Source organism: Pauljensenia sp. UMB9872, assembly GCF_030212665.1.
Lineage (GTDB): Bacteria > Actinomycetota > Actinomycetes > Actinomycetales > Actinomycetaceae > Pauljensenia > Pauljensenia turicensis_B.
On the sequence record NZ_JASOER010000011.1, the window covers coordinates 50,084 to 71,545 of the forward strand.

17 protein-coding genes, 5 tRNA genes and 1 other RNA gene are annotated in these 21,462 nt (G+C 56.1%); 7 read left to right on the top strand and 16 right to left on the bottom strand.

Features of this window, described 5'->3' with window-relative positions:
• Window positions 1-17: 17 nt before the first annotated feature.
• The 12 genes from QP109_RS05785 to QP109_RS05840 all read right to left on the bottom strand — a co-directional run bounded on the left by QP109_RS05785 (window position 18) and on the right by QP109_RS05840 (window position 8,190).
• Entirely contained in the window at window positions 18-575 is a 558-nt protein-coding gene (locus QP109_RS05785) for an NUDIX hydrolase (RefSeq protein WP_285023942.1), read from the bottom strand.
• Window positions 576-578: 3 nt separating this feature from the next.
• On the bottom strand, window positions 579-1,835 hold the full coding sequence (locus QP109_RS05790; protein ID WP_285023944.1) for a PrsW family intramembrane metalloprotease: 1,257 nt from the start codon (window positions 1,833-1,835) through the stop codon (window positions 579-581).
• Between the two features lie 38 nt (window positions 1,836-1,873).
• Window positions 1,874-2,506, bottom strand: coding sequence for a phosphatidylinositol phosphate synthase (gene pgsA / locus QP109_RS05795; protein ID WP_285023946.1), 633 nt, complete (start codon window positions 2,504-2,506; stop codon window positions 1,874-1,876).
• A complete protein-coding gene (locus QP109_RS05800; RefSeq protein ID WP_285023948.1) occupies window positions 2,506-3,066 on the bottom strand; it encodes an HIT family protein in 561 nt (186 codons plus the stop codon). The genes pgsA and QP109_RS05800 overlap by 1 nt, the downstream gene beginning before the upstream one ends.
• Before the next feature lie 5 nt (window positions 3,067-3,071).
• A complete protein-coding gene (gene thrS, locus QP109_RS05805) occupies window positions 3,072-5,099 on the bottom strand; it encodes a threonine--tRNA ligase (protein WP_285023950.1) in 2,028 nt (675 codons plus the stop codon).
• A gap of 146 nt (window positions 5,100-5,245) precedes the next feature.
• A complete protein-coding gene (locus QP109_RS05810; protein ID WP_270772815.1) occupies window positions 5,246-6,283 on the bottom strand; it encodes a lipid II:glycine glycyltransferase FemX in 1,038 nt (345 codons plus the stop codon).
• Window positions 6,284-6,326: 43 nt separating this feature from the next.
• Window positions 6,327-7,574 carry a carboxylate--amine ligase gene (locus QP109_RS05815; RefSeq protein ID WP_285023952.1) on the bottom strand — a complete coding sequence of 416 codons (1,248 nt, stop codon included), beginning with the start codon at window positions 7,572-7,574 and terminating at the stop codon, window positions 6,327-6,329.
• Between the two features lie 142 nt (window positions 7,575-7,716).
• Window positions 7,717-7,788: transfer RNA gene (locus tag QP109_RS05820), tRNA-Val, on the bottom strand.
• Window position 7,789: 1 nt separating this feature from the next.
• Window positions 7,790-7,860, bottom strand: a tRNA-Cys gene (locus QP109_RS05825).
• Between the two features lie 40 nt (window positions 7,861-7,900).
• Window positions 7,901-7,973, bottom strand: a tRNA-Gly gene (locus QP109_RS05830).
• Between the two features lie 71 nt (window positions 7,974-8,044).
• Window positions 8,045-8,116: transfer RNA gene (locus tag QP109_RS05835), tRNA-Val, on the bottom strand.
• Window position 8,117: 1 nt separating this feature from the next.
• Window positions 8,118-8,190 (bottom strand) — tRNA-Gly (locus QP109_RS05840).
• Window positions 8,191-8,890: 700 nt separating this feature from the next.
• Here QP109_RS05840 and QP109_RS05845 point away from each other — a divergent pair.
• Window positions 8,891-9,424: a DUF3000 family protein gene (locus QP109_RS05845; protein WP_285023961.1), complete on the top strand. Its 534-nt coding sequence runs from the start codon at window positions 8,891-8,893 to the stop codon at window positions 9,422-9,424.
• A gap of 2 nt (window positions 9,425-9,426) precedes the next feature.
• The gene (locus QP109_RS05850; protein ID WP_285023954.1) at window positions 9,427-10,668 is read left to right on the top strand and encodes an HRDC domain-containing protein; all 1,242 of its coding nucleotides are present in this window, start codon (window positions 9,427-9,429) and stop codon (window positions 10,666-10,668) included.
• Between the two features lie 11 nt (window positions 10,669-10,679).
• Here QP109_RS05850 and dxs read toward each other — a convergent pair whose 3' ends face one another.
• Window positions 10,680-12,575: a 1-deoxy-D-xylulose-5-phosphate synthase gene (gene dxs / locus QP109_RS05855; protein ID WP_285023955.1), complete on the bottom strand. Its 1,896-nt coding sequence runs from the start codon at window positions 12,573-12,575 to the stop codon at window positions 10,680-10,682.
• A 129-nt stretch (window positions 12,576-12,704) separates the two neighbouring features.
• On the opposite strand from dxs, the gene QP109_RS05860 reads away from it, so the two are divergent.
• Both QP109_RS05860 and QP109_RS05865 read left to right on the top strand, forming a co-directional pair.
• On the top strand, window positions 12,705-14,705 hold the full coding sequence (locus QP109_RS05860; protein WP_006681132.1) for an alpha/beta hydrolase family protein: 2,001 nt from the start codon (window positions 12,705-12,707) through the stop codon (window positions 14,703-14,705).
• Window positions 14,705-16,525 carry a chloride channel protein gene (locus QP109_RS05865; protein ID WP_006681133.1) on the top strand — a complete coding sequence of 607 codons (1,821 nt, stop codon included), beginning with the start codon at window positions 14,705-14,707 and terminating at the stop codon, window positions 16,523-16,525. Before QP109_RS05860 ends, QP109_RS05865 begins: the two co-directional genes overlap by 1 nt.
• Before the next feature lie 54 nt (window positions 16,526-16,579).
• Here the strand turns inward: QP109_RS05865 and rnpB are convergent.
• Window positions 16,580-16,929, bottom strand: an RNA gene (gene rnpB, locus QP109_RS05870) — RNase P RNA component class A.
• A gap of 39 nt (window positions 16,930-16,968) precedes the next feature.
• Here rnpB and QP109_RS05875 point away from each other — a divergent pair.
• Window positions 16,969-17,787 (top strand): YaaA family protein, encoded by an 819-nt coding sequence (locus tag QP109_RS05875; protein WP_006681134.1) that lies wholly within the window; start codon window positions 16,969-16,971, stop codon window positions 17,785-17,787.
• A gap of 99 nt (window positions 17,788-17,886) precedes the next feature.
• Here the strand turns inward: QP109_RS05875 and QP109_RS05880 are convergent, their stop codons facing one another.
• Together QP109_RS05880 and QP109_RS05885 are read right to left on the bottom strand one after the other, a co-directional pair.
• Entirely contained in the window at window positions 17,887-18,621 is a 735-nt protein-coding gene (locus tag QP109_RS05880) for a zinc ribbon domain-containing protein (RefSeq protein WP_006681135.1), read from the bottom strand.
• Window positions 18,618-19,466, bottom strand: a complete 849-nt coding sequence (locus tag QP109_RS05885; protein WP_219810924.1) for a Nif3-like dinuclear metal center hexameric protein — start codon at window positions 19,464-19,466, stop codon at window positions 18,618-18,620. The genes QP109_RS05880 and QP109_RS05885 overlap by 4 nt, the downstream gene beginning before the upstream one ends.
• Window positions 19,467-19,682: 216 nt before the next feature.
• Between QP109_RS05885 and lipB the strand changes: the two genes are divergently transcribed.
• Together lipB and lipA are read left to right on the top strand one after the other, a co-directional pair.
• Window positions 19,683-20,372, top strand: a complete 690-nt coding sequence (gene lipB / locus QP109_RS05890; protein ID WP_103632568.1) for a lipoyl(octanoyl) transferase LipB — start codon at window positions 19,683-19,685, stop codon at window positions 20,370-20,372.
• Window positions 20,356-21,429, top strand: coding sequence for a lipoyl synthase (lipA, locus tag QP109_RS05895; RefSeq protein ID WP_006681138.1), 1,074 nt, complete (start codon window positions 20,356-20,358; stop codon window positions 21,427-21,429). Before lipB ends, lipA begins: the two co-directional genes overlap by 17 nt.
• Window positions 21,430-21,462 lie beyond the last annotated feature (33 nt).

Consider the following 21,462-nt stretch of genomic DNA (forward strand, 5'->3'; position numbering starts at 1 on the left):
CATCCGATCTGATACGTTCACTCTTCGCCGCTTCCTGAGCAGGCACTTGATTCGCGAATACGGTGAAGCTGACCGTCCCAACCGTTCACCCATGATTGGGCAAGAGTCGCAAGATTGAGGGGGTAGACCTCACCGTTCAGCGCCCGTTGAGCAAGCTCATCTAGATCCCACCAGCGCTGTTCGTCAATCACGTCGCGTTCTAGGTCGGTCCACCCATCATCGTTCAGTGTGACACATTGAGTGTGAGCGATGAAGAACCACTCGTCCTGTTTGGCGGTGATGGATAAAAAGTCGAAGGTTGCTTCACGATAGATCACGGGGCCAACAAGAGTATCAGGTTCTAAGACAATCCCCGTTTCTTCAAAGAGCTCTCGACATGCTGCTTCTGCGGGATTCTCCCCCTCCATAATTCCGCCACCGATGGTGAACCACCACTGGCGTTCCGGCTGATCGCGATCATGTCCTTTGGCAAGGAGCAATCTGCCATTCTCATCAAAAAGGATCACGCGAGCCGCTTGTCGGTGCGGGTAGCCGTCTACATCCACAGGCCATTCGTTTTCATCAAGACCAGACATGGATTACCTCGCGTTATTCAATGTCGTCTGCGTCATCGCATTGAGGAAGAACTGACGATCTTGACTAACCTGAGCAACCAATTGTCGGTCGAGTTCGATGCGAGAATCATCGGCGCCCAAACGTTCTTGGAGCTTTTGATCAAGCCCCAGGGCGGCAAGATGAGAAAGGAATCGTCTCATTGCTTTTTGCGCGTCCTTGCCCGCAGGCTTCACCCAGTTCATTGCGGTTCTGCGACCGGCTTTCTCACTGACCATGACCACCTCGGCGGGAAGGACCCATCCGGCTTGAACGTAGGGAATGAGCCCTTCACGGACGGTCTTCAATTCGCGTCGTGAAATCCAGGTCAGCACAATCATCCAGCCAACGAACAGTGGAATCTCGACAAAAAGATAGTTGGTAATAAAACTGGCAGCTTCTGAGGTTCCCGCATAGTTCCACAATCCGTGAACGTACATTGCGATGGTTAATCCCAGAAGACTGACGATGGTACGGGGTAGCCAGGAGCGTATGCGAATCAGCGCAAAAGCGAGAGCAAGGCCGGTGAATGATGTGGCCATCGGGTGCAGGAATGGGCTGAAAACCCCACGAAGGATGACAGTGACGGTCAGGGCCGCTGATCCTTCTTGGCTTGCCTGCAGGAAGTATTGAATGTTCTCGATGAAAGCGAAGCCTGCGCCGGAAAAGCCGGCATAGACAATACCGTCAATCAGGGAGTGAATGGTGCTTCTACGGGCGAGGATGATGAACAGAACACCGAGTGCTTTGAGTGTTTCTTCGACCGGAGGAGCAACATATACGGCTGTCCACCGCATTGCTTCCATTTCGTCGCCAAGTACCAGCGTGGCGTTGAGGAGCAGTGCAGAGTTCAATACGGATGCCCCAACAATGGCGACGCCCGCACCCCAGACGAAAGCAACACTTTTCGTCCACAAGGGTTCTGGCTCGTGACGATCCAAGTGAATGAAGAACCCCAGAACAACGACCAGAGGGAAGGAAGCAAGGAATGCTAAGTAGGCGGTGGTTGATGCGTCGCTCAGCGAAATGTATCCGTAAATGCTCAGCGCGATACAGATCGCTGAGACAGTAATGATTGACGTTTCGAAACGCGGAAGGCGAAAATGTTGAGGCTGGGGTACGTTCCACATTGGCGCTGAATAATGCGTCGTCGGAGAAACCATGTTTGCTCTGGGCACGTCGGGGCGAATACGCGAAAGTCGGAACTGTTCTCCAGGACCGGATGATGCACTTTCGTATGTCACTGATTCTCCGTTAATTGCCTACGTAGACGCGGGGCTTCTCAGATATGGCCGTCGATCTTCTTCAGTGCACCGGCAGTAAATGCGATTCGCTGGCCGACGGTGAATAGAGAGGCGAAGGCGACCCAGATGAGGCCTGCGACTCCCCACCACTGTCCACATCCCCAGTCGGTCAAAGCAGCCCCGACGAGGACAACGATCAACCGATCTGTTCGTTCCGCGATACCAACTTTGGCCAGAACTCCGATGGATTCGGCTCGTGCTCGAGCGTAGGGAACGGCTCCGGTACCGACGATGGCGATGAGTCCTCCAACCAGTCCAACCGTGCGCGCGGTTGAGGGCTCCCATCCGAAGATCAACCACGCGCACACGGATGCGAATACTGCGCCGTCGGAAATACGGTCCAGCGTTGAGTCAAGGAAGGCGCCGAAGCGCGACCCGCCTGTCGTCATACGTGCCAGTGTGCCGTCAACTGAGTCTGCGAAAAGAACGAGGCCCAGCGCAATGCCACCTTGCCAGACGTAGCCGAATGGAATAGTCGTGCACGCGACACCAACGCTGGCAATTGTTCCGATGATCGTCACCGCATTCGCACTGACCCCAAGTTTGGCTAGGAGGCGTGCAAGCGGTGTAAAGATCGTCTTCGTCAGTGAACGACCGTGATTTCCAAGCATTAGGATTCCTTCGGCCAAGCGTCAGCGAGCATTTGGCGCGCATCTGATAAAAGCTGGGGAACAGCTTTCGTCTGAGCAATAATCGGCAGGAAGTTAGCATCCCCAAGCCAGCGCGGAACGATGTGTTGATGCAGGTGAGCAGCAATTCCCGCTCCAGCGACATCACCCTGATTCATCCCCAGGTTAAAGCCCTGCGGCCCACTGGTAGCGCGAAGAACTCGCATAGAGGTAGCCGCCAGCTCCCCCACTTCAATGCGTTCTTCATCGGTTAAATCCGTGTAGTCAGCGACGTGACGGTACGGACAGACCAGAAGGTGCCCAGAATTGTAAGGGAACAGGTTCATCAGCACGAACGCACGGCGACCGCGATAGACGATCAAGGCGTCTTCATCACTCTTCGATGGAGCTACGCAGAACGGGCAGGTGTGATCTGTTGAGTCTGATGGTTTGCCTTCGCCATTGATATATGCCATGCGGTACGGCGTCCAGAAACGTTTGAAGGCATCCGGAGTGCCCGCTATTTCACGGGAATCTTCAACCAGTGGCTCAACGTCACTCATGATGTTCAGTCCTGCTCGGCAAAAAGGTCCGAGTTATTGCGCTTACGGACGTGGTTCACGATACGCGCAACAGCATCGTCGATAGCCACGCCGTTGTCCTGCGAGCCGTCACGGAAACGGAAGGACACCGCACCGGCTTCAACATCTTCGCCACCAGCAATCAGGGTAAAGGGGACCTTTTCCTTCGATGCGTTTCGGATCTTCTTACCGAAACGATCGTCGGAGTGGTCAACCTCTACGCGGATGCCTTCGGCCTTGAGCTTGGCGGCGACCTGGTCGACATAGTCAGCAAACGCCTCGGCAACCGGGACAATCTTCACCTGGACTGGAGCAAGCCATGCTGGGAATGCACCCGCGTAGTGCTCGGTTAGAACACCGATGAAGCGTTCGACGGAGCCAAGCTTCGCCGAGTGAATCATGACCGGGCGCTGGCGTGAGCCGTCAGCAGCCGTGTATTCGAGGTCGAAACGCTCGGGCTGGTTGAAGTCGTACTGAATGGTCGACATCTGCCACGTACGGCCGATAGCATCCTTGACCTGCACGGAAACCTTCGGACCGTAGAATGCTGCGCCACCCGGATCTGGAACCAGTTGCAGACCGGTTGCCGAGCAGGCGTCTTCAAGAGCCTTCGTGGCGTTCGCCCAGTCTTCATCAGAACCGATGAACTTGTCCTTCTTCTTGCCGTCTTCGTCGCGCGTCGACAGTTCAAGGTAGAAGTCATTCAGGCCAAATGCTTCCAAGATGGACAGGAAGAAGTTGATCTGCGAGCGAATTTCTTCGCCTGCCTGCTCGGGCGTGCAGTACGTGTGCGAGTCATCCTGAGTGAAGCCACGCATACGGGTCAGGCCGTGGACAACACCGCTCTTCTCGTAGCGGTAATCGTGGCCCATCTCGAAGAATCGTGCGGGAAGTTCACGGTAGGACCGACCGCGTGAGCGGAAGATCAGGTTGTGCATCGGGCAGTTCATGGCCTTGAGGTAATACTCCTGGCCAGCCTTCGTGATGTTGCCTTCTTCGTCGCGTTCCTCGTCAACCTGCATGGGTGGGAACATCGTGTCCGCGTAGTACGGCAGGTGGCCGGAAGTGTGGAACAGACCGCCCTTAGAGATCTCGGGGGTGTGAACGAAGTCGAAGCCAAACTGCTCGTGGCGTTCGATCACATACTTCTCAATCTCGTGACGCAGGATGCCCCCCTTGGGGTGGAAGACGACAAGGCCGGGGCCAATTTCCTCCGGGAAGGAGAACAGATCAAGTTCTGCGCCCAGGCGACGGTGATCGCGACGTTCGGCTTCCTTGATACGCTCCTGGTAGGCGACGAGGTCGTCCTTCGAGGCCCACGCAGTGCCGTAGATACGCTGCAGGTGATCTCCGGACTGGTCGCCCTTCCAATAGGCGGCTGATGCCTTGGTGAGTGCAAAGCCGTTGCCGATCAGGCGGGTGTTCGGCAGGTGCGGTCCGCGACAGAGGTCTTTCCATGCAACGGTGCCGTCTCTGCGAACGTTGTCGTACATGGTGAGCTCGTGGCCACCGACCTCAACTGAAGCGCCTTCTGCACCCGAGCCCTTCGTGGTGACAAGTTCCAGCTTGTACGGCTGGTCTGCGAGCTCAACGCGCGCCTCGTCCTCAGAAATGACGCGACGGACGAACAACTGGCCTTCCTTCACGATGCGCTTCATCTTCTTTTCGAGTTCACGCATCAGTTCGGGGGTCACGGAATCGATATTGCCAAAGTCGTAATAGAAACCATCGGTAATGAACGGACCAATACCAAGGTTGACATCCGGGAAGGTGTCCTGAACTGCCTGAGCCAGCACGTGAGTGGCGCTGTGGCGAAGAATGTCCAAGCCAGCGGGCGAATCAATAGTGATTGCCTCGACCGTCATTCCCTCTTCAAATTCAGTGAACAGGTCGCGAGGAGTGCCGTCAATCATGAGGGCAACGACCTCACGACGCTGCTCATACCAAGTAGTACCCGTGGTTCCACTTTCCACGGTCTGCTTCTCTTGGTCAATGACGAGGTCGATGCTGGACACGAATGTCTCCTTGATCAAACGATGAATATACCGCTGACAGTCTACTCGCCCGATCACCTCATCACCGCACCCGAACACCTCAGTGAACCGACCAACGGACAAATCTCGACGGAAATGTGTACAACCGACGGAAACGAAAGAAGTGACTAACGGGAAACTCGACGCAACTTTCGCTTCGCATTCAGCAACGAACGCACCATGGTGTACTGCGGGCGCGACACCGGCAGATCCCAAGCGCCAGCAACATCCGTGTACGAAGTCGCGAAAGCAAGCTTGTAACGGCCAACGTGGAACAGCGTTGAATTACGCGGAGAATGAATGCCTCGAAGATCGAATCCTTTAAATCCTTCACTGCCAAGGAGGATTGCAACCTCAACGTCCAAGAGCGCAGGACTTCCCAAGCGGCGACCGTGATCCGAAGAAGCACCATACTCAGCTTGAGCATTCTTACCGTTAAGCAACACCAGATCCCAACAAAGGATCTCGTTGTCTTGCGTGCGAGCAGTGAACACGCGAGCGTGCTGCGACCCTAGGATGCGCAACAGCGACTGGTAATAGCCGATGGGGTGCGGACGGAATCCATCACGTTCAGCTGTTTGCTTCAGGACCTCGTAGTACGGTGAAAAATCAGCTGAGGCAGCCTCGGTTTCCTCGTGGATCTGAACGCCGGACTCATCGGCTTTCTTCGTTGAACGACGAAGCGTGCGCCTGCCATCAGAAGTCAATGATTCGAGCACTGCATCGCGATCCCCGCGTCCGGTTTCGATGATAACGGTGCGGTCATATGTCACGATCTGCAACGGTTCTTCTAAATCCTTGGCAGCAAACCACGAATGCAGACGAATGAAGACAATTCCGCGATCACGACTGCGAACAAACTTCAGTAGGTCCTTGCGCAGGCGTTCCTCGCGTTCAGGAGTAGCCTCACGAATCCAGACGGGACCTGATTTTGCCCACAAGTAGCGCAACGCGCGAAGCTTGTATTCAAACAGCGCGATGACGGCGATGCATTTGTCGTTCTCATACCAAGCAAGGCGACCAAGCTCCCCTGCCCAGAGAGGATGTCCTTGTGAAGCTGAAAACTCTTCCCACTGCTGCGACTGTTCGATAGGAAGTCCGCCCACGCCGGAAACAGCATGTTGCATGTCGCGTGCACTAATCGGTCGCAGACTCGTGGAAGTCATGTAAAGCCTTTCGTCTTTATTAATCCAGCACGTAGTCACTGGCTCAGAATGAACGGTCAGTCGGTCGAGGATAGTAGCGAGCAAATTTTCTCAAGTGGTTCAAACGTTGCAAGCGAACAATCATGTTCCGCTTTGCATTGTCCTCGTGCGGATTGATCAGCGGATCAAAGCGACGATGGTTCTTGATTAACGATTTCACACGCTTCTTCAAAGGTTCATCTCGCAAGTATCGCAACAGCAGTCGGTCTGGAACCATCGAATAGAGAATTTCACGCGAAATGCGCTTTTGTTCCATGCGCTGACCATCAATCAAATCGCCCACCATGACGAGCATCGGATTGGCTCCGCCTGCGGTCATGTACCAATTGTTGCGTCCAATTCGAGGATTCACTTCGAAGAATACGGCGCGGTTATCACGTGGATCGATCTTCACGTCAAAGTTGGCAAAACCGCGATATCCGGCACGTGTCAGCAGGCGTTCAGCTTGTTGCCACAGTTCAGGGAATTCTTCAGTGATCATGGCAACCGGATTACCGATCATGGTCGGTGCATGATCTTCAAGAAGTACTCGCGCCGAGCCGATCAACGTTACCTCGCCGTGGCTATCGACGTATGCGGTAATGGAACGCATCGCGGTGTTATCGCCAGGGATCAGTTCCTGGACAAGAAAAAGATCGCGGAATCCGGCTTCTCCGAGCATTCTCCACATCTGTGCCAATTCGGCCTCATCTTCGAGGAACCAAATCTTACGTTTGCCTTCAAAGTGCAGACGATCATAGGCATCTGCTCTGGCAGCCTTGGCAACAATCGGGAAGTCGAAGGGAATCGAAGGTGCAACCCACTGATCGGAATAGTCAGACATGTCGACACCGATACCTCGAGGGGCATCAATGCCAGCGTCTTCACATGCCTGCGCGAAAGCGACTTTGTCTGTAAGAACCTCAATCGTTTCCAGGGATGGGAACGGGAGCGCGTAGTATTCGCCGAGCTGGTCGTAGTTGCGAGCGATGAAGGTTGAATGCAGGTCGTGGTTTGCCATCAAAATCAATGCTTTATCAGCGTTTTCTTTGGCAATTGCACGAAGTTCGTGAAGAAGAACGTCGTCAGATGCGTCTGCTTCGATGTGATGAACGTCGAAGAAGTTCGAGCCTGTGATGGACACGGTGGGCTCATTTGATACGCACAGGCATCGACATCCAAAGGCCTCGTTGAAAGAGCGACCGATTCCGTAAACACCAAAATCGCCACCCAAGATCACGGGAAGAATCACTCGTGAGCGAGAAGAGACCATGAATTCAAACCACCTTTGTGTGTGCCCGATCAGCCTACCTGTTTTGCTCTTTCAAGGATATAAGGGGAAACCCTCATTACCGGGTGACCTGCCACGAGGAAACAAAAAACGCCTTTCCCACAGGAAAGACGAAATCATTGAGTGGGCGATACTGGGATCGAACCAGTGACCTCTTCCGTGTGAAGGAAGCGCGCTACCCCTGCGCCAATCGCCCGAGGTGGGTACGGGATTCGAACCCGTGTATACGGCTTTGCAGGCCGCTGCCTCGCCTCTCGGCCAACCCACCACGCTTTACCCATCGGAAAGGTTGAATCCGGGGCTCAACGAGCGGATGACGGGACTCGAACCCGCGACCCTCACCTTGGCAAGGTGATGCTCTACCAACTGAGCCACATCCGCGAACTTGTCCCAACTGATCTGGAACTGGGATTTACCCGCCGTGTCCCAAAAAAGAACTGAGAGACAATGAGTGGGCGATACTGGGATCGAACCAGTGACCTCTTCCGTGTCAGGGAAGCGCGCTCCCGCTGCGCCAATCGCCCGAGCGGATGACGGGACTCGAACCCGCGACCCTCACCTTGGCAAGGTGATGCTCTACCAACTGAGCCACATCCGCGTATCTCTTCGAACACTCACGCGTTCATTTCGAACAGGGAAAACACTAACAGGGAATCACAGAAAAAGCGAAATCAAACGAACGTTGCGCGCATCACAGCCACTGTTTTCCGCACTATTTTGCGAAAAGATTACTCAGAGCCTCGGTGAGTGTACACGCTTCCTTGCGCGACGCACCAAGCGATACACCCACGGACGAACGATAATCTCGTAGGGCGATGGCGTGGAAGTAACAGTTTTCGCGAACTTCGTCTTGAACTCGGTCAAGCCCTTCAGCCCGCAGACAGATCCGACCCTATTCCCATGAGGTCACATTCAGTAACACCCACTCGCGGAAGCTGACAGCATTCAAAGAAGACAAGATGGTCTGTCGCACGAAGAGGCATTGCTTGAATTTCAGAAGCTGCGTAGTAGCGCCACGCTCGTTTGCCTAAGATACACACGAAGATACACACGATGGACCACGCAACGAGTTCCCCATCGATACGCCCCGCAAAGAAGTGGCCAGCATCTTTTCAGAATGTGCGTGTTTTTACTCTATAAGTTAGCGAACTACTACCGGATGCGATGCGTTAAGAAAAACAACGTCATTGCTCAGTGTGACGTGGATCGTGGCGGGTCATTTTCGCGGTGGACGGCGCGCCCAGCAAAAGGGTTTGCTTTAACTCACTTAGCCTAAGTGCGTGGATAATCGCGCTGACATGGAAGAGTTCGCTGAATCGTTGGCAACTCTGCGTAGCGCTATCGATAGTCCTCTTCTGGAGTTCGAAGAAGTTCCCCCACCTTCACGAATGGCGCCTTTCACCGCAGCTCTTGTCATGCGAACGGTGGCCAACGATGGCAGAGAACCTCTTGCTCAGGGACGTTTTGTCATCCTGCATGATCCCGACGAGCAAGCTGGCTGGAATGGAACATACCGCCTGGTGGCGCAGTTGCGTTCGCAAGTTGACCCTGAAATGGGGCATGACCCGTTGCTCACCGAAGCTCTCTGGGCCTGGACAGATGATTGCCTGCTTGAAGAAGGAGCGGCGTATCACGACCTGACGGGAACAGTCACCCGGGAGTTTTCAGAATCATTTGGTGGTCTTTCATTGCGAGGCTCCACTCTCAACGTCGAAATCCGAGCCTCGTGGACGCCTTCGACTACTGACTTGGGAGCTCACCTGCGAGCTTGGACAGATCTGATGCTTCGTACCAGTGGTGTGGCATCCCAGCGATTCCTTGAGGGAGTCTAAGAGTGCACATTCACCACACCGGCGGTTTACCTGACGGCGATACTGATTCTCCGGAGCTGATCGTTACCCCGCGCGAAGGCGTGCCCAGTGTCATCGATACTGCTGATGCGCTTAATCACGCTAGGCGCAACCTAGAGCAAGGACTCACTCCCATCGCGCTGGATGTTGAGCGCGCCCAGGGCTTCCGTTACGGCAACGACCCGTACTTGGTTCAGATTCGACGCGAAGATGTTGGTACCTTCCTGATCGATACAGCCGCATTGCCTGACCTGTCGTCGCTTCAAGCGGGCGTGAACGACGTATGGCTTTTGCACGATGCGTTGCAGGATCTGCCGAATTTACGACAGGTGGGGCTCAATCCCCCGTCGTTGTTTGATACTGAGGTCGGCGCGCGTCTTCTGGGGTTAAAGAAGTTCGGTCTTGCTGCCGTATGCGAGCAGGTGCTCGGTCTGGGCCTCGTGAAAGACCACCAGGCATCTAACTGGTCGGTTCGTCCGCTATCGAAGGACTGGCTTCGCTACGCGGCCCTCGATGTCGAATTGTTGACGGAACTTTACCGTCGCTTGTCCATCCAGCTGAACAACGCGGGTCGCTGGGAGTGGATGGAAGAAGAATGCGACTACTTGGCTCACCTAGATCCGCCTGCGCCCAAGAAGGACCGCTGGCGAAATCTGCCCGGCGCGGGAAAGATACGAGACCGGCGCAACCTGGGAGTCCTCAAGGCTTTGTGGGAGGCGCGCGAAGAAATCGCTCAGGAACTTGATAAGGCACCCGGTCGTTTGGTGCGCAATGCTGCTCTGGTGCAGGCTGCGCTGAATCCTCCGCGGAATAAACGCATGTTGCTGTCGATTTCTGAGTTTCGCTCCCCTGTTGCCAGGCAATACGCTGACCGTTGGTTACGCGCGATCCGACTGGCCGAAACGGCAAATGAGGACGAATTGCCACCGCTACGTCTTCCTCATCGTCCAGGTTCAGTTCCCGAAGCGCGAAACTGGGGTCGTATCGATCCTGACGCTGCAGCGCGATTGGTGGCTGTTCGCGGGGCAATGACCGAGCTTTCTGAAGAAATCGGTATTGCTCCCGAGGTCATTCTTGAACCTCGTATTCAGCGTTATTTGGCGTGGGCGCCTCTTGATCCGAAGCGTCCCAGCGGCGACGAGATTGAACAGAGGATGTTTGACAAGGGTGCTAGGGATTGGCAGATGGACCTTTGTCTTGACCCGATCGCGGATGTCTTGGAGTGATTCTTTAGGATTCAAGCTTCTCTTGAGAGGGTACGTGAAATACGTTCCGCAATCTGGTGAGCCGTCAAACCGCACCGTTCCAGCAGGGACTCACGCTCGGCGTGCTGCAGGAATACCTTCGCAACACCCAGCGTGATGACGGTAGTATCCACGGACTCGTTGGCAAGAAGATCGCGCACTCCCCAACCAAAACCGCCGTCAACGATGCCGTCTTCCAGAGTCACCACATGTTGCGCCTGCTTGGCAAAACTGGCAAGTTCAGAGTTGATCGGTAGAAGCCACACAGGATCCACAACACGAACACGCTTACCCTGTCCAGTCAGAATGCGTGCTGTTTCAAGACCCTCGGGACCAAAAGCGCCCGCTACTACGAGGAGCACATCAACATCGTCAGTGTCGGGTTCAAAGAGAACATCCACACCGTTCACTGAGCGAATTGCGTTCATCGGCGCTGGTAGAGAGCCCTTACGATAGCGGAGAACGGTCGGCCGATCCTTCACTCCCACCGCGCGACGCAAGCTGGTGCGAAGAGTTGCCTCATCACGCGGGGCAGCGAGCTCAAGTGAGGGGATGATCGAGCACATCGCGATATCCCAGACACCATTGTGCGAGGCGCCATCCGTGCCGGTGATACCTGCACGGTCAAGAACAACCGTCACGCCAGCCTTGTGCAATGCCACGTCCATTAACAGCTGGTCAAAAGCACGATTAAGGAAGGTTGCGTACAGCGCAACAACCGGATGAGCGCCCGCATAGGCCATGCCAGCAGCGCTGGCAATCGCTTCCTGTTCAGCAATACCCACATCGACAACGCGGTCCGGGAATTCCTCGTGGAATGGTTTCAAACCGACGGGAGCCATCATCGCTGCGGTGACACCGACAACGGTGTCGTCTTCACGCGCAATTTTGACGATCTCGTCGGCAAATACGCTGGTCCAGCCGAAACGTGCCGGAGCAACGGGGAGTCCCGTTTCGGGGTGAATCGGCCCAACGGCGTGGAAGCGATCAGCGATGTCTTCTTCGGCGGGAGTAAAACCGCGTCCCTTTTGGGTGATGACGTGGACAAGAACTGGATGCTTCGAAGTCCGCGCACGCTGTAGTGTGGTTTCAAGCTCGGTCTCATTGTGTCCGTTGACGGGACCTAAGTATTTGAAGCCCAGGTCTTCGAACATTGCCTGAGGAGCAATAACGTCTTTGATGCCGGTCTTCAGACCGTGTAGCGCGTCGTATGCCGCTTTACCAGGATCCCCCAGAGCAAGCAGATGACGCTTACCCCAAGCAAGAGCACGTTCGTAGCCTTCCGAGGTGCGAAGCGCGTCGAGATGATGGGCAACACCGCCGATTGTTGGCGCGTAGGAACGTCCATTGTCGTTGACGACTACGACAACACGACGATCAGTTGATTCGGCGATGGTGTTCAACGCTTCCCAAGCCATACCACCGGTCAGGGCACCGTCACCGATGATGGCGACCGTTGATGATGCGTCGCCCCGGCGTTTCTTCTCGCGGGAAATACCATCGGCCCATGCCAGTGAGCTTGAAGCGTGCGACGACTCAATAACATCGTGATCTGATTCTGAGCGGGAGGGATAGCCAGACAGTCCACCTTCTTGGCGCAGGCCGGAAAAGTCCTGGCGACCCGTCAGAAGCTTGTGGACGTACGCCTGGTGGCCGGTGTCAAAAAGAATCGTGTCTTTGGGTGAACGAAATACTCGGTGCAGGGCAATCGTCAGTTCAACAACGCCCAAATTGGGACCCAGGTGCCCACCGGTTTTCGACACGTTGGTGATCAGGAAGCTACGAATTTCCTTGGAAAGCTGAACAAGTTGAGCCTCTGAAAGGGTACGTAAATCCGACGGGGAATGGATGCTGGTGAGCAGTGGCATATCCGCGTCTGATGAAGTCATAGCCCTCATACTAGTTGCCACACATGTTCCTAGCGACCTTCGCCCTCGAAAAGCACATCGTGAGCGGGCTAACATAGAGCTAACATGCTTCCTTTAGTCAACCGAAATGCCTGTGTGCAAGGAGGAACAATGAGCGTTACCGTCGCCCCCTACGGTGAATGGACATCCCCAATTTCCGGCGATTCTTTTACTGCTCGGTCAGTCACTCTCTCGCAGGTTCGCGTTGACGGTTCTGCTACCTATTGGGTTGAAGGACATCCGAAAGAAAACGGACGAGGTACCCTGTTGCGTCGTACCGGTGCTGGCGTTACTTCAGAGGTCCTCCCCCTGATCGATGGTGCTCGCCTTCCCGATATTCGCACTCGCGTTCACGAATACGGTGGTCGTGCCTACGCGGTGCTCGATGGTTTCATCGTGTTCTCCGACGGCTTTGATAACCGCGTCTACCGTTTCGACACCAACGACCCACACCGTACGATTTCTCCGCTTACCACGCTGTCGAAGTCGCGCTACGGCGACTTCGAGATTGATGATGTTCGTGGCCTCGTCTATGCGGTCAGGGAAGATCACTCGGGCGACGGCGAACCGACAAACACGCTGGTCGCAATCCCGATCGACGGTAGTGCTGCACGCAACGACGCTGCGATCATCACGATCTTTGAAGGCACTGACTTTGTTGCTGCACCTGCAGTTTCTCCTGATGGCACGAAGCTTGCATGGCTGTCGTGGAACCACCCGCATATGCCGTGGACACAGAGCGCACTGCACGTGGGCGCACTCAATTTCGAAGGTCGTATTGAGGTTTCGAAGACGATCGTCGACAAGGAAGACGTGTGTGTCTACGAGCCTCGGTGGACTCTTGACGGTGACCTCATCCACGTCGATGACACGACCGGTTGGGCCAACCTGTACCGCACGGAAGGCTTTACGTGGAAGGATGACGAGCCCTCAGACGCGTGGACAACGCGCCTTCGCACTCGTGCCATGCACCCGGGAACTCAGGCGTTCTCGCACCCGCACTGGCAGCTCGGTCTGCACTCCTACGATAACTACGATAACGACCTGCTGATCTGCTCGTGGGCTGAGGACCTGACGTGGCACATCGGTACCGTGCGCGTCGACAACGGAATGGCTGAAGAATGGGCAACCGGCTGGTGGCCGATCGGTAACGTGGCATCCAACGATGGTCGCGTAGTCTTCCTTGCTGACTCCCCCACGCACACGCCGGCAATTATTCAGATCAAGGGTGGCGCCACGACGATTATTCGCCCGTCATCCGAAGCTGAAATCAGCCCGGAGCTGGTTTCTTCAGGGCAGATTATCTCCTGGCCGACCTCAGATGGCGAGACCGCGTACGGCTTCTACTACGCACCAAAGAACCCTGACTTTTCAGGCCCGAAGAATGCTCTTCCCCCGCTGATCGTCAATGTTCACGGTGGCCCGACTTCTTCGACCCGACCCGGCTTGTCGATTCCATTGCAGTACTGGACCAGCCGTGGTTTCGCTGTGCTCGACGTTAACTACCGTGGTTCAACCGGATTCGGTCGCGCATACCGCGAGCGTCTCAACGGTCACTGGGGCGTTATGGATGTGAATGACTGCGTTGATGGCGTGCGCTATCTGGTTGACCGAGGTTTCGTTGATCCGAAGCGCGTTGCTATCCGTGGCGGATCCGCCGGTGGCTTCACCACCTTGAACGCACTGGCAAACACCGATGTGTTCACCGCGGGAACGTCACTCTATGGCATCGCTGACCTGCGCCTTCTGTCTGCAGAAACCCACAAGTTCGAGTCTCGTTACAACGATCGCTTGATCGGTACTGAAGATCCGAACAGCGAACTGTGGGCCAAGCGCTCGCCGATTACTCACATTCACCAGATCAATGCTCCTCTTCTGCTGTTGCAAGGCGAAGATGACAAGGTGGTTCCGCCGTCACAGGCACGCCTCATGTTTGATGCACTGAAGGATCGTGGAAACGCTGTTGCGATGAAGATCTACCCGAATGAAGCTCACGGCTTCCGTCGCGCAGAGACGATTCGTGATGCGTGGAGCTCCGAGCTCGCGTTCTACGGGCGTGTCTGGGACATGGACGTCGACGTTGAATCCGATATCGATATCGCCAACCTCTGATGCGGGCTTCTGTTTCTTTCTTGGCACAACTGGGTGAAAAAGCCGGTCAGCACCGTTCTTTCGTCGGTCTATTAGCGGCGCTCGTCGGCATTATCGTCGGCGGCGCAGCGGTTCTTTTTAACCTGATGATTCAGGGGTGGACGTGGGTCACCACCGGTTACAGTGACTACTCAACGCATGCTGGCGACCCCCACGGAGTCTTCGGTTGGTCCCCCTGGGTGTTCTTGCTTCTGGCTCCCGTTGTCTCAGCGTTGATCTACGGGCCCCTGGTTCAGCGGTTCGCTCCCAGTGCACGAGGCCACGGTATTCCCGAAGTGATGCTGGCCGTTCGACGCAAGGGAGGCAAGATTCCCGGGCGCGTCGCAGTGGTGAAGCTGATTGCTTCTTCTTTGACGATTGGCGCCGGTGGTTCAGCGGGACGAGAAGGTCCGATTGTCCAGGTCGGAGCGTCGCTCGGTTCCTCGTTGGCGTCCTCTCTTCGTTTGCCTCCGCAACGCGTAGTTCTTTTAGCGTCCTGTGGCGCAGCGGGTGGCATCGCCGCAACTTTCCATGCTCCGCTTGCTGGCGCAGTCTTTGCTCTCGAAGTGATTCTGACGCAGTTCAGTGCCGAAACCTTCGGATATGTCGTTATTTCTTCAGTGATGGCATCCGTTGTTGCACGCACGTTGCAGGGTGACGAAACGATCGTGAATCTTGGTCATGATCTCTCCTTCTCGCATCTGACAGACATGTGGTGGGTTGCTCTCCTCGGTGTGATCGCCGGTCTTGCGGGTCTAGGTTTCTCGAAGCTCCTTTATTGGCTTGAAGATGTGATCGACGCTTTCTGGAAACGTCTGAGCCTTCCCGAATGGTCACGTCCGGCTGTTCTCGGCATCCTTTTGGGCGCGGGTATTGTGGCCTTCCCTCAGATGTTCGGCTCGGGATACCCGATCGAAGAAGACGCTCTAGCAGGCAAATACACGATTGGCTTCCTGCTGATTTTGATGGTGGGACGCGCCCTGTACACGTCCTACACGATCGGTATCGGTGGATCCGGTGGCGTTTTTGCCCCGACGCTTTTTATCGGCGCAATGGCCGGAGCCTCATTCGGGCAAATCCTTTCCCCCATTACTGACACTCCCGCCGGCGTCTTCGGTGTGATTGGTATGGGCGCGGCATTCGCTGGAGCGGCACGCGCTCCGATGACCGCCGTTTTGATCATCGTCGAAATGACGGGGCAGTATTCGCTGATTATGCCGATGATGCTTGCCGTCGTTCTGGCCACCGGCGTCTCGAGGTTCCTAACACGCGCCACCATCTACACCGAAAAACTTCGTCGTCGAGGCGACGTTCTGGATGACCCTGTGGATGCAACACTGCTCGGCGCTCACCCGGTTTCGCACTGGATGGAGGACGCTCCCGGTACTTTGGCACCCTCGACCACGCTCGATCAGGCGATTAAGAAGATGCGTGTCCTTGGTGCCCAGACTCTTCCCGTTGTCGACGATGCTGGAACCTACGTTGGGCTAGCAAGCGCCATTGATCTTGCTCTGGCGCGCCAAAGCGAAACAGATATGGCCTCGTCGCTGGATTCTTTGAAACTGCCCAACGTGCACGTCACGCCCACCGCACTACCGTCGAAGGTGCTCGAAGTACTGCAGACATCAGGTCTGCCGGGGATTCCCGTCGTCAATGATTCGTTGCATGTGGTGGGCTGGGTGTCCCAGCAGTCCCTGATTGAACGCCTCTATCGCGATCAGCGTCGCGCCATCGCAGCTCGCGCACAGTCGTCGTGGGGTTCGAGGTTCCAAGAGAAGCATTCACGCCGACACACGAGTTAACGAAGCGTAAGCGTAGAGTCTGGTATCACTCAGCGAAAACCCGACGTATACGGACGGATGAGTCGGTCTGTACGCCGGGTTTTGTCCCGCACAAGCGGTGGCGACCATCTATCTAGGACGTTTGTTGCCAAACGCCTCAAGCAACCTACCCGCAGGCGTCGGGCGGGCCACCCATACCTGCTGCTCGGTCTTGCTCTGGGTGGGGTTTACCAAGCCGGCTCGGTCACCCAAACCGCTGGTGAGCTCTTACCTCACCTTTTCACCCTTACCGCTTGCGCGGCGGTTTATTTTCTGTGGCACTATCCCTCGGGTCACCCCGGGTGGCTGTTAGCCATCACCCTGCCCTGTAGAGCCCGGACGTTCCTCGAGAACCGTGTGGTCCGCGCGGTCGCCCAACCGACTCATCCGCGCCCATAGTCTAACGCACCCGCTAGGCTTCACATATGTTCATCTGGTTACCCCCGTCCGAATCCAAAACAACACCAGCACACGGGCCTCGTTTTGACGTGACACAGCTTGCTCGCCCTGAGCTTGCATCCTGGCGCGAAAACTTGATCCACACTGTTCAGGCGCTCAGCGTTCGCGACGACGCTGCTCAGTTGTTCGGTCTTGGCCCGGCTTCAGCTGCGGATTTACAGGCGAATATCGACTTGTATTCTGCACCATGCGATGCGGCTGAAAACCTGTTTACAGGCGTTCTCTATGACGCGGTCTCATTCCCAACACTGCCGGAGCAGCATCATGCGGTCGCGCTTGAAACAACGCGTGTCTTCTCTGGGCTTTTTGGTGTGGTGAACCTCGACGATGTCCTGCCCAACCACCGTCTTGCGATGGGCACGAAACTGCCGGACATCGGCCCTTTGCCGACCTATTGGAAGAAGCCCCTTGATACATCGCTCAAAGCAGAAGCTGAAGGAGCTCCGATCGTTGATGCTCGTTCTGGCCCGTATCGTAGTGCCTGCCTCGCTCCTTGGGCGCATCGCATCGAGATCGGCGTGGTTCGTCAAGCGAAGGGGAAGCGTTCGGTGATTTCCCACGATGCGAAGCGGTGGCGAGGCCGTGCGTGCGCTCACCTCTACGCGTCAATTTCGGCTGATGCGGATTTCGACGCGATCGTCGAGGCTCTGTGTTCAGCCACTACCTTGGATCCGATCATGGATGCTCAGGGTGGTGCTCATGCGGTTATCGACGTGGAAGTACCTGAGGCGAAACCGACAAAGCAGGGCGGGTCACTCACTCACCTGGTGTTGGTCACCGACTGATCGGACTCGGGAGCAGATGCTGGCCGTCGTAGAGTGGCGCTGTCATACGATACGAGGCGACACACCCCGCCGCCGGGGCACGATCCCGAGCGATCGGCTTCAGGCTTGAGTCGTCCTCACAACGATCGCGCCGGTATCTTCGGTCCAGTAGAGCTGGTCTTCAGGGGTGAGGCGAATCTGTTCAAGTTCGGCCGGGGATAGCTCCGCTGCCATTCCAATGCCAACACCATTACGCACTTCGAAGATCGCGAGGGCACCGAGGTTTGCGCGAACACGTTCATACTCGCCCACGAGGTCTTCTGGAAGCGATTCAGCGAGCGCGCGACGCTTGGCGATCACATCGCGAAGCTCGTCGTCGCTTTCTTTCACGTCGGCAGCAAATTCCTGCTTGGTCTTTTCAATGTCGGCAGCGATCGCTTTCGCTTCGTCAATCATTGCTTGACGAGCATTCTTAGCCGCCTCAAGACGTTCTTCACCGTCGAGCTGTTCATTTTCCAAAGTGGACAAGCGCTTATCCATTTGAGCGATTTCATGTTCCATCGCGTTGATGTCGCGAAGAGGAACCTGATTGCCGTCGATTCGACTCTGTTGCTTAGCTCGTCTGGCGCTCACACGTTCGATCTCGTCCGCGCTACGTTGGACGTCTCGTTCAATATCTGCGATTGCTGCACCTTGGGTGACGGCTGCGCGCTTCAGGTCGTCGAGGCGTCCTGCGAGCTCGCGGACAACACCGTGCGCCGGATGGGAGTCACGGGCGTGTCGAAGCGCAGATTCGCGCTGGTCGAAGGATTTGAGTTCGAGCAGGCTGAGCTGGTTCAGGTATGTTGCTTTCACTTACGTCCTCCTAATGTTGGGCGATGGCTGGTCCACGGCTCCGTGATAATCGTAGAGACTTTTACTCTCACTTCCACATTTGCAGTTGATGCAGCCTGCACTAGCTTGCGTTTAAGGAGCGGGAGCCACGGCCATTCGGTGGCGTAGTGACTACCGCAAATCAGAGCAGGCGCCCCACCTTCAAGGTGTTCGGATGCCGGGTGATGACGCAGGTCAGCGGTTAAAAAGACGTCCGCTCCGCCTTCACGTGCTACCTCGAGGAAAGAGTCTCCCGCTCCCCCGGATACTGCGACGCGTTCGATGATTGTGCCGGGGTCTCCGGATCCGAAGATGCCGTGAGGTCCTGCGGGCAGGCACTCGGCAACCAGGTCAAGAAAGTCGCCTAAACGAGTGGGCGCAATCGAACCGATACGTCCGTGTCCAATGGGTCGCCCGGCCTGGTCGATTCCAGTGGGAACCAGCGGTGATGAAGAGGTGATTCCCACCAACTGTGCGAGTGCATCGCCGACGCCATCTGCGCTGATGTCAGCGTTTGTGTGCGCATTGAACAGGGCGATATCGTTTTTAATAAGGCGAGTGATGGACGCGCCCTTAGGGTCAGATGCCGGCAGGAAACTCGTTCCGCGAAGGTACAGCGGGTGGTGAGTGATAACGAGGCCGGCGTCCTCGTCGATCGCTTCATCAACGACGGCCGAAACGGGGTCGACGGCAAGCAGGATTGAGGTGACGTGAGCGGATGGGTCGCCTGCGATCAATCCGACTCGGTCCCATGACTCGGCACGGGAGGCGGGATACCACGCTTCCATCAGCGCCATGACATCTGAAATGGTCCATTGGTTACTCACGCTTTAAAGGATAGCCAATCGAAAGATGCTGGCGAGCGTGGATAAACGTGAGGAAACGCTGAAGAAATACGTGTTTTCAATGGTTTTTCGTTATCTGTCGAAGCCTCGTACCCCGCTTGGCGTGATCCTGCGGAAAAATGCATTACTTTCGAGAACGCGTGCGTAAAGGGCCATTTCGATTAAGAAACGAAAGGTCTGGCGTTCTATCATTCCTAGGTGCACGTCATCGACCTTATTGATGCGGGAACGTCGGACTACTTGGAAGTAGACCGACTGCAGCGTCAACTCCACGACCAAGCAGCCGCTGGTAACGGCGATTCGATCATTGTCACCCAATTCGCCCCCACCTGGACCGCTGGCCGCCACACGAAACCCGAAGATATTCCGGATTCCACTGTTCGGGTGATCCATGTGGACCGCGCCGGTTCCGCGACGTGGCACGGACCGGGACAGGTTGTTGTCTACCCAATTGTCAGGCTCAAGGAGCCCGTCGACCTGTACGCGTGGATCCGTAGCGTTGAAGCGGGTGTTATTGAAACAGTGCGCGAAGAATGGGGGCTGCCCGTTCACCGCATCGACGGACGCGCAGGAGTGTGGCTGACCGAAGAGGGACGTCGCGACCGCAAAATTTGCGCCATCGGACTGAAAGTTGCACGAGGCGCCACGTTGCACGGAGTCGCCCTGAACGTCGATATTGACCCGATAGAAGCGTTCGCGGGAATCATCCCGTGCGGGCTCTTCGACGCTGATGTTGCCTGCCTGTCGTGGGAAGGCGTGAACGTCCCATTGCGCACCGCTGCTGACGCACTTGTCTCGCACCTTATTTCTTCAATCCGCCCTCAGCTGGCTGACCCCAGCCAAGAGATCACCTATTCGAAGGGAAACGCCTGTGAGTACCTTGCCTGATCCCGAAGGACGCAAACTGCTTCGAGTGGAAGTTCGCAACTCGCAAACTCCTATCGAAAACAAGCCCGAGTGGATTCGCACGACGGCAAACACCGGCGCGAACTATCACGATATGCGTTCCATGTCGCACGCCAAGGGACTGCACACTGTCTGCGCTGAAGCAGGTTGCCCGAATATTTACGAGTGCTGGCAAGACCGTGAGGCGACTTTCCTTTTAGGTGGAGCACTCTGCACACGTCGGTGCGACTTCTGCGATATCGCGACCGGTAAGCCCACCGAATATGACCGGGACGAGCCTCGTCGAATCGCCGAGTCTGTTGGCGAACTCGAACTGCGCTACGCGACGATCACCGGCGTCACCCGCGACGATCTGCCCGACGGCGCGGCGTGGTTATACGCCGAAACCTGCCATTTGATCCACGAGAAGAGCCCATCAACCGGCGTTGAACTGCTGGTTGACGACTTCCGCGGTCAGGACGAGTCGATCGACATGGTCATTGAAGCCGGCCCGCAGGTGTTCGCGCACAACTTGGAGACGGTGCCTCGTATCTTTAAAAAGATCCGCCCCGCGTTCCGCTATGACCGTTCGCTTGCGATGATTCAGCGTGCACACAACGGTGGCATGGTAACGAAGTCGAACTTGATCCTCGGTATGGGTGAGACGCGTGAAGAAATCAGCGAAGCGATGCGCGACCTGCACGATTCGGGCTGTGATTTGCTGACCATCACGCAATATTTGCGTCCTTCTCCCCTGCATCACCCGATTGATCGCTGGATTCACCCCGAAGAATTCCTTGAGATCGCAGCAGAAGCTGAAGAATTAGGCTTCGCTGGCGTCATGGCTGGCCCGCTTGTGCGCTCGTCGTACCGCGCGGGATTGCTGTGGGCGAAAGGCATGCGCGCTCGCGGGTTTGAGATTCCTGAGCACTTGAAGCACCTGGATAATTCCGGTTCCACTCTGCAGGAAGCGGGTACAGTTCTGGCGAATATGCGTGAGCGTCGCGCACGTCGTCAGGCGCGTGAAGCCGCAACACTGCCCGGGGTTCCCGTTGCCTGAGGCCCCAGTGACTCCGGATTATTCACCGGCCCG

Coding starts and splice junctions, on each gene's coding strand:
- QP109_RS05815 (WP_285023952.1), bottom strand. CDS start 7,574: ATGGTCTCTTCTCGCTCACGAGTGATTCTTCCCGTGATCTTGGGTGGC.
- QP109_RS05785 (WP_285023942.1), bottom strand. CDS start 575: ATGTCTGGTCTTGATGAAAACGAATGGCCTGTGGATGTAGACGGCTAC.
- QP109_RS05845 (WP_285023961.1), top strand. CDS start 8,891: ATGGAAGAGTTCGCTGAATCGTTGGCAACTCTGCGTAGCGCTATCGAT.
- QP109_RS05865 (WP_006681133.1), top strand. CDS start 14,705: ATGCGGGCTTCTGTTTCTTTCTTGGCACAACTGGGTGAAAAAGCCGGT.
- QP109_RS05875 (WP_006681134.1), top strand. CDS start 16,969: ATGTTCATCTGGTTACCCCCGTCCGAATCCAAAACAACACCAGCACAC.
- dxs (WP_285023955.1), bottom strand. CDS start 12,575: ATGACTTCATCAGACGCGGATATGCCACTGCTCACCAGCATCCATTCC.
- pgsA (WP_285023946.1), bottom strand. CDS start 2,506: ATGCTTGGAAATCACGGTCGTTCACTGACGAAGACGATCTTTACACCG.
- QP109_RS05810 (WP_270772815.1), bottom strand. CDS start 6,283: ATGACTTCCACGAGTCTGCGACCGATTAGTGCACGCGACATGCAACAT.
- QP109_RS05800 (WP_285023948.1), bottom strand. CDS start 3,066: ATGAGTGACGTTGAGCCACTGGTTGAAGATTCCCGTGAAATAGCGGGC.
- QP109_RS05860 (WP_006681132.1), top strand. CDS start 12,705: ATGAGCGTTACCGTCGCCCCCTACGGTGAATGGACATCCCCAATTTCC.